5 protein-coding genes are annotated in these 8,385 nt (G+C 62.7%); all 5 read left to right on the forward strand.

Features of this window, described 5'->3' with window-relative positions; all coding sequences use genetic code 11:
- Positions 1 to 107: 107 nt before the first annotated feature.
- The 5 genes from rpe to XcyCFBP4188_RS12360 all read left to right on the forward strand — a co-directional run bounded on the left by rpe (position 108) and on the right by XcyCFBP4188_RS12360 (position 7,936).
- Positions 108 to 779: a ribulose-phosphate 3-epimerase gene (gene rpe / locus XcyCFBP4188_RS12340; RefSeq protein ID WP_006448474.1), complete on the forward strand. Its 672-nt coding sequence runs from the start codon at positions 108 to 110 to the stop codon at positions 777 to 779.
- A complete protein-coding gene (locus XcyCFBP4188_RS12345) occupies positions 776 to 1,267 on the forward strand; it encodes a GNAT family N-acetyltransferase (RefSeq protein WP_006448475.1) in 492 nt (163 codons plus the stop codon). The genes rpe and XcyCFBP4188_RS12345 overlap by 4 nt, the downstream gene beginning before the upstream one ends.
- 232 nt (positions 1,268 to 1,499) lie before the next feature.
- A complete protein-coding gene (yegS, locus tag XcyCFBP4188_RS12350; protein ID WP_006448476.1) occupies positions 1,500 to 2,429 on the forward strand; it encodes a lipid kinase YegS in 930 nt (309 codons plus the stop codon).
- Between the two features lie 464 nt (positions 2,430 to 2,893).
- Entirely contained in the window at positions 2,894 to 4,369 is a 1,476-nt protein-coding gene (trpE, locus tag XcyCFBP4188_RS12355; RefSeq protein WP_006448477.1) for an anthranilate synthase component I, read from the forward strand.
- A 738-nt stretch (positions 4,370 to 5,107) separates the two neighbouring features.
- Positions 5,108 to 7,936 carry an HrpF/NolX family T3SS translocon protein gene (locus tag XcyCFBP4188_RS12360; protein WP_006448478.1) on the forward strand — a complete coding sequence of 943 codons (2,829 nt, stop codon included), beginning with the start codon at positions 5,108 to 5,110 and terminating at the stop codon, positions 7,934 to 7,936.
- Positions 7,937 to 8,385 lie beyond the last annotated feature (449 nt).

An 8,385-nucleotide genomic window follows, 5' to 3' on the forward strand; every position in this document is an offset into this window, starting at 1 on the left:
CGCGCCAGTGCAGTGTGTACGCACGATAGCGGCGCACGGATGCAGAATGCTTTCATCCTGCGATCCCGGTTGCGAGAATGTGCGCTCCGTTACCTTCCGAGCTGCCCATGCAACCGACGGCGATCGCCCCGTCCATCCTGTCCGCCGATTTCGCCCGTCTTGGCGAAGAGGTGAACAACGTCCTGAAGGCCGGCGCCGACTGGGTGCACTTCGATGTGATGGACAACCACTATGTGCCCAACCTCACCATCGGCCCGATGGTGTGCCAGGCGCTGCGCAAGCACGGCATCACCGCGCCGATCGACGTGCATCTGATGGTCGAGCCGGTGGACCGCATCGTGCCGGATTTCGCCGATGCCGGCGCCACCACCATCAGCTTTCATCCGGAGGCCAGCCGCCACGTGCACCGCACGATCCAGCTGATCAAATCGCACGGCTGCCAGGCCGGGCTGGTGCTCAATCCGGCCACGCCGGTGGACATTCTGGACTGGGTGCTGCCGGAGCTGGATCTGGTGCTGGTGATGTCGGTCAACCCCGGCTTCGGCGGGCAGGCTTTCATTCCCTCGGCGTTGGACAAGCTGCGCGCGATCCGCACCAAGATCGATGCGCTCGGCAAGCCGATCCGGCTGGAGATCGATGGCGGGGTCAAGGCCGACAACATCGGTGCGATCGCCGCCGCCGGTGCCGATACCTTCGTGGCCGGCTCGGCGATCTTCAATGCCCCCGACTATGCGCAGGTGATTGCGCAGATGCGTGCGGCGGTGGATGCGGTGCGATGAGCCATGCCCCGCTGCAGATCCGCAGCGCCATGCCCGATGACACGCCGCTGCTGCACGAACTGGTCACCGCACTGGCGGTCTACGAACGCGAGCCCGACGCGGTCAAGGCCAGCCCGGACGCGTTGCGCGCCAGCCTGTTCGGCGACGGCGCCACCGCGCACGCGTTGATTTGCGAGCAGGACGGGCAGGCGCTGGGATTTGCGGTGTATTTCTTCAATTACTCGACCTGGCTCGGCCGCAACGGTCTGTATCTGGAAGACCTGTTCGTGCGTCCGCAAGCGCGCGGGCAGGGCGCTGGCCTGGCGCTGTTGCGGCATCTGGCCCAGTTGGCCGTGCAGCGTGGCTGCGGGCGGTTCGAGTGGTCGGTGCTGGACTGGAACGCGCCGGCCATCGCGTTCTACCAGGCCGTCGGTGCGCGCCCGATGGAGGGCTGGACGGTGTACCGGCTCGACGGCGAGCGCCTGGCGGCATTTGCCGCTGGTGCTTGAGCCAAGTGCGGCGCGCACCAGCTGCGCATAAAAAAAGGCCGCTCCCACTGGAGCGGCCTTCAAGAAAATTGGAGGCTGATCCTGCCCCCGCCCGTCGTCCCTGCTATGGACTTCCATCCTCCGGGTCATCGATGACATGCCAATGACAGCCCGGTGGCAGTGCGTATTCACGATGCACGCAGCAGCCCGCTGCTAGCCTGCGTGCATCACTCCCACAGCATTGGCAGCGCGCATGGCCCCGTCCCACTGGCGTCTGATCCTCAACGGCAAGTCCACCGACAATCTGGACCTGCGTGAGGCGGTGGGAACGCTGCGCAAGCGCGGCATCCAGCTCGATGTCCGGGTCACCTGGGAAGAGGGAGATGCCGAGCGTTATGTCGGCGAAGCCGTCGCCGATGGCGTACACACCGTGGTCGCCGCCGGGGGCGATGGCACCCTGAGCGAAGTGGCCGCCGCACTCGCCCACCACGACACCGATGCCGCCACGTTGCCCTCGTTGGGTCTGGTGCCGCTGGGCACCGCCAACGACTTCGCCACCGCCGCCAACATCCCGCTCGAGCCGCTCGACGCGTTGACGCTGATCGCCGAACGCCCGGCGCAACCGATCGACCTGCTGCGCATCGACGCCGAGCACGGCCCGCATTGGTGCGCCAACGTCGCCAGTGGCGGCTTCGGTACCCAGGTCACCGTGGAAACCGACGAGGGTTTGAAGAAGATGCTCGGCGGCCTGGCCTATTTGATCACCGGCATGTCGCGGTTGGGGCGGATCGACCCGATCAGCGCCCGCTTCAGTGGCCCGGATTTCAGCTGGGAGGGCGAGTTCATCGCACTCGGCCTGGGCAACGGGCGCCAGGCCGGTGGCGGCCAGGCGCTGTGCCCCGAAGCCTTGATCGACGACGGCCTGCTCGACGTCACCATCGTGCCCGCGCTCAACGGCGAAGTGGCCGCCACCCTTGGCACCCTGGTCACCGGCGGCAAACAGGCTGCGCTGGAACGCGTTGCCGTGCGCGCCCGGCTGCCCTGGCTGGAGATGGTCTCGCACCAACCCCTGACCTTGAATCTGGACGGCGAACCTGAGACCTCGCAGCATTTCCGCATCGAATGCGTGCCGGCGCGCTTGCGCATGCATTTGCCGGTGGAGTGCCCGCTGCGGAGCGCTTGAAGCTGGGAATAGGGAATCGGGATTCAAGCGAAGCAACTGCGGCTCAAGCGAAGCAACCGCCATCGCACCGCTGTAAGCCCCTCTCCCTCCGGGAGAGGGGTTGGGGTGAGGGTCCCTGTGCCGACACACATGCCGCTACCAGGCATCTCGCCCTGACATTGGCCAACAGCAAGTCGTCGCAGACAGCCCACAGCCCAATACACCCATCAACGACAAACACGCGCCATCCGGCCCGGATGTCGCTCAGCTTGAAAAGCCACACCCAACAACACACGCCCCAACCCACCTTCGCAATTCGCACATCTTCGGCACCGCACCTGCTGCCCTAGACCAGCAGTTGCGCTACAGTACCCATGTGTCCCGCCTGACGACTTCACGCTCCTTCTCTTCCGCTCGCCGCTGGTGGCGATGGTGGCCCGTTGCCGTCGTCCGCCCCGCCACAGAGTCCCGGAAGGAAAGTCGTCTTGATCACCGCAGAGCAGTTCCAGCGCCAGGCCGCTGAAGGTCACACCCGTATTCCCGTTGTCCGCGAAGTGCTGTCCGATCTGGACACGCCACTCTCGGTCTATCTGAAGCTCGCCGACGGCGCCTACACCTATCTGTTCGAATCGGTCGAAGGCGGTGAACGCTTCGGGCGCTATTCCATCATCGGCCTGCCCGCGCGGCGCGTGTACAGCTTCCGCGGGCATACGCTGGAAATCAGCGAGCACGGCGAAGTGCTGGAAACCCGCGAGGTTGCCGACCCACTCGCCGAGGTCGATGCCTTGCGCGCCGAGCATTCGGTGCCGCAGCTCGACGGCCTGCCCGGCTTCACCGGCGGGCTGGTCGGCTGGTTCGGCTTCGAGTGCATCCAGTACATCGAACCGCACCTGGGTGGCGGCGACAAGCCCGACGAACTCGGTACGCCCGACATCCTGCTGATGCTCTCCGAAGAGCTGGCGGTGTTCGACAATCTCAAGGGCCGCCTGTACCTGATCGTGCATGCCGACCCGCGCCAGCCGCAGGCCTATGTGCGCGCCAATCGGCGCCTGGACGAGTTGGCGCATCGCTTGCGCCAGGGCGGGGCAGGGTATCCGCAGGCGCAGATTTCCGATGCGATCGACGAGTCGGATTTCCGTTCCTCGTTTACCCGCGAGGAGTATCACGCGGTGGTGCGCAAGGCGCAGGAATACGTGCGCGCCGGCGATATTTTTCAGGTGGTGCCGTCGCAGCGGTTGCGTGTGCCGTTCCGTGCGCGCCCGGTGGATGTGTATCGCGCCTTGCGCGCGCTCAATCCATCGCCTTACATGTATTTTCTCGATGTCGGCGGCACGCAAGTCGTCGGCTCTTCGCCGGAAATCCTGGCGCGCCTGCGCGATGGCGTGGTCACCGTGCGGCCGATCGCCGGCACACGTCCGCGTGGTGCCACACCCGAGCTGGACAAGGCGCTGGAAGCCGAACTGCTGGCCGATCCGAAGGAGCGCGCCGAGCACGTGATGCTGATCGATCTGGGGCGCAACGACGTCGGTCGCGTTGCCGAACCGGGCTCGGTAAAAGTCGGCGAGCAGTTCGTGATCGAACGCTACAGCCATGTCATGCACATCGTCAGCGAAGTGACCGGTACGCTCAAGGCCGGCCTGAATTACAGCGACGTGCTGCGTGCCACGTTCCCGGCCGGCACCGTCAGCGGCGCACCGAAAATCCGCGCGCTGGAAATCATCCGCGAGCTGGAGCCGGTCAAACGCAACGTGTATTCCGGCGCAGTCGGTTACATCGGCTGGCACGGCGATGCCGACACCGCAATCGCGATCCGCACGGCGGTCATCCAGGACGGCTACCTGTACGTGCAGGCCGGCGGCGGCGTGGTCTACGACTCCGATCCCGACCTGGAATGGCAGGAGACGATGAACAAGGGCCGCGCACTGTTCCGCGCGGTTGCGCAGGCAGCCAAGGGGTTGTGATGGACGGGCAGGGCAGCGCCGTACGCATCAGTTTTCGCAACGACTACAGCGAAGGCGCGCACCACCCCGACAAACAGCTATTTGGGCCGCGAACTCGAATTTGCTTAGGTTCTCGGCCCGGCCATCCCAGGCCGCGATGCCGCTCCTGCCAACGATAGCCAGCGAGCAACATCCCTGGGACCCTCTTGCAGGCGATGCGGACCAGGGCACCACCGCACCACAGCCCGGTTTCAGTTCGGCCGGGAGCGGCCTCGCACGCAGGGTGCCCGTCTCCGTTACGTGCAGTCCGGCGGGCCGTGTCACCTCACGCGCTTTGGCAGGCACATGCCTGCCGGTAGAAGGCGACCGCAGGTAGAGCAGTCCCGGGGCGGGCGGCACAGGCCCGTGGGAGGTGCATGCCCGATGCCGTGCTGTGTGACGAGCGCCTAGCGAGGCTCTGGTGCCCGGTCTGGATCTTCGAAGTTCAAACGACATCGATGGGTAGAGGATCTTGCTGCGGACAACTTCCCGTCCTCGGGTAGCGTTGATCAGACCATCCCTAAGCTGATGTTGGGTAGGGTATCGGTCTCGTGCACTTACTTCTTGCGCTTTTTTCGCCAAAATAGTTCATTGGCGCATGCATCCCTTGGCGGGAATGGCAATATTCGTGTTCGCCGCATGAGACATGCCAGTGTGACCGTATGAGCATGTACTCATATGCAGCCGCTCCGTCACTGCTCTGCCATTGCGAGGCCGCACATGTCGCTCAACACGCTTTCGACCGGGAGTGCCACCGGTCTGTTTCTACCTCTCACGGATGACACGTCGTCGCCGGAGGCGACCGGATCCGATTCGGCCATGAATGACTCCGATCTGTTGCTGGCGATGGACAACCTGTTCTTGCAGCAGATTTACAACTTGATTGCCGCCGTTTACGGCAACACGCCAACCAGTGAGCCAGGCAGCGACATTCCGGGGTTGGCAACGCCTTCAGCGGACGACATTCAAGCCAACCAGCCGATCGAGAAACGCACGTCCTGGCCGACGCTGCCGACCCCGTTCGACCCCAAGGACATCAAGGGCGCCACCGCGCCACCCGCCATGCCGGGGTCATCGGTGACCTGGGACGGCGGCACGCTCACGCAGTCGCAGCTTCAGATCGTCTCTACGCTCAATCAGCATCGCGACAAGATGCCGATCGAGTTCGCCAAGCTCGACGAAAAGATCAACGATCCATCCACTCCGCCGGACCTGAAAAAAGCGCTACAAGGCCTGCAACAGGATCCTGGGCTGTTCTTCGCGATGGCATCGCAGGGCCACGGCAAGAACCACGGCGACGACCAGGGCAAGTGCAACGGCAAACTCATCGCAGACAACCTCTACGACTTTGCCGACCGCCATCCGCAGGTGAGTGAGCTGGGCGGGAAGAACGCGACCTACAACCCCGAAAAGTTGAAGGGATCGACTCCGCCGCCGGCGGCAGAAGGTTCATCGGTGACATGGGACGGTGGCACGCTCACGCAGTCCCAGCTTGAGATCGTCTCCACGCTCAATCAGCATCGCGACATGACGCCGATCGAGTTCGGCAAGCTCGATGAAAAGATCAACGATCCAGCCACTCCGCCCGACCTGAAAAAAGCGCTGCAAGGTCTGCAACAGGATCCTGGCCTATTCTTCGCCATGGCATCTCAGGGCCATGGCAAGCACCACGGCGACGACCAGGGCAAGTGCAACGGCACGATCATCGCGGACAATCTCTACGACTTTGCCGACCGCCATCCGCAGGTGACGGCGCTGGGCGGGAAGAACGCGACCTACAATCCCGAAAAAATGAAGGGCAGCGACCTGCCACCTGCGGTGGACGGCTCGTCGGTCACCTGGAAAGACGGGACGCTCACCCAGAACGAATTGGAAATCGTCACCACGCTCGATCGCCACAAGGACCAATTGCCTGTCGCGTGGGCCGATCTCGATGCGAAGATCAACGATCCGGCGACACCGCCGGATCTCAAGAAGGCATTGACCGAACTGCAGAAAGATCCGCGGTTGTTCTTTGCCATTGGCTCGCAGGGCGATGGCAAGTGCGGCGGCAAGATCACCGCCGGCGATCTCAGCAAGTTCTCGGCCGGTCACGCGCAGGTCGCGGAATACGCCACCAAGCAAGCCAAGGGCTATACGCAGAACTATGTGGCGTCCGACAGCCCGGACAAGACCCAGCCAACGGTCATGACCGAAAGCGATGCGATGCGCGAGTTCTATCGCTACTCGGACTATCTGCCGAAGGATCTGAACCAGGACGCCTTCAAGCACCTGGTCGAAGGCGACAGCAAGACCAAGAAGTGCCCGCCGCAGGTCATCGCCGCCGCGCAGTACTTTCGTGAGCATCCCGACCAGTGGAAGGCGCTGGCGGGAGATGCGGGTTCGATGAGTACGCCGGATTTTCTGCAGAAATCCGCAGCGCAGATGCACCTGACCACGCCCGAACTGAAAACGCTCGACACCATCAACAGCCACCAGGATGCCTTCTTCGGCGACGGCAAAGAGGTAACCCGCGACAAGCTCGACACGATCGTCAAGGACGATAAAGCCGACCCCGCCGTGCGCGACGCCGCCAAACAGTTGTTGGGCGACCCGCTGCTGTTCGGCTTGTTGAACAATTCGATCACTGGCTACAAGAAACCCCACAGCTTCTTCGGCGGTGGCCATGTCGTCGACTCAGGCAAGATCAGCAACAAGGATTTTCAGCAGTTCTACGATCATATGACGGCCGCCAACAAGGCCGTGGAGAAATCGCCCACGCACGAGGCCACATCGCCCGACCAGAAGAAGGCTGTCGACGACATGTTGATGGGCAAGGCCGATCAACCCGAGATCAAGCAGAAGAAAAAGGACATCGGCACCTTCGGCAAGGGATTGCATGAGTTCCTCAAGTGGGACAGCAAGATATTGGACTGGGCCTCGGTAGGACTCAGTGCACTGAACGGCATCCCCATCATCGGCGAGATTGCCGATGCAGGAGCGCTGGCATTGGAGAGCGAAGCACAGGCGGCACAGGTTCTCGACACTGCACTGCAAGGCGGCGACATGAAGCTGGCATGGAAACTCGCCGGCATCAACATGGCCGGGGCGGTGGTGGGTGCCGTCGGTGGACCCACGGCCAGACTCGCAGCCAAGGGGGTGGCCAAGGGGGTCGCCGAGGGCGCAGCCAAGGCGGCAAGCGAGGGCGCGACCAAAGGCGCAACAAAGGGCGCAACTGAAGGCGTGACCGAAGGAACGACCAAGGGTGCAGCCAAAGGAAACACCAAGCGGGCTAAGCGAGAGAAGCCGAGTGATGTGGCCAAAGGTTATTTGATCGGCAGTAGCATCAGTAAATCTGTGGAAATACTCAAAATGCCCGTGTTGGCAGGCTTGCATTATGAAGAGATGCGATTAGACAAGCAGAGAAAAAACGGTGAAATCCGCGAGAATCTGGAGAGCGCGGGCGGGGTGCCCCTGGGGAAAACGAGCATCCCCAAGTCCATTCAAGACAACTTCGAGGCGGACACAAAGGAAAATCTTAGGAATTTGAGGGGCGGCAGACGCCGGTAGCGTTCGCTTGGTTAGAGCGTGTTATGAACCTTGAAAAACGGTGGCCGCGTTGCTGAGCATGAAGACCGTGAAAACGACGAAACGCAGGCCAGCCAGGGTTTCTGGCAATCGCTTGTAGGGTGCGGCGAACGCCTACTCCTCGTCGGAAACGTCGGTTGGATACGGGCGCCTGCTATGCATCCAGCTACGATAGCTGCATCGACCCAAAAGTTCATAACACGCTCTAGGCGTTTAGTGAGAGGAGCAAAGGGCGATCGCTACGATCGCCCGATTCATTGGCACGCCGGTCACTTGATCTGCAAGCGCGCGCTCTCGCGGTTCGATATACGGCGGCTGCAGTGGAGCTGGCTGCCCATGCACGTTCACTAGGGCCTGTTAACACTAATGGCCCGAGCGATTAAACTATTGAGCATGGAGATCACGCCAGCACAATTTTCTCTGATCGAACA

The sequence above is a fragment of the Xanthomonas hortorum pv. cynarae genome, from assembly GCF_002939985.1.
Lineage (GTDB): Bacteria > Pseudomonadota > Gammaproteobacteria > Xanthomonadales > Xanthomonadaceae > Xanthomonas > Xanthomonas hortorum_D.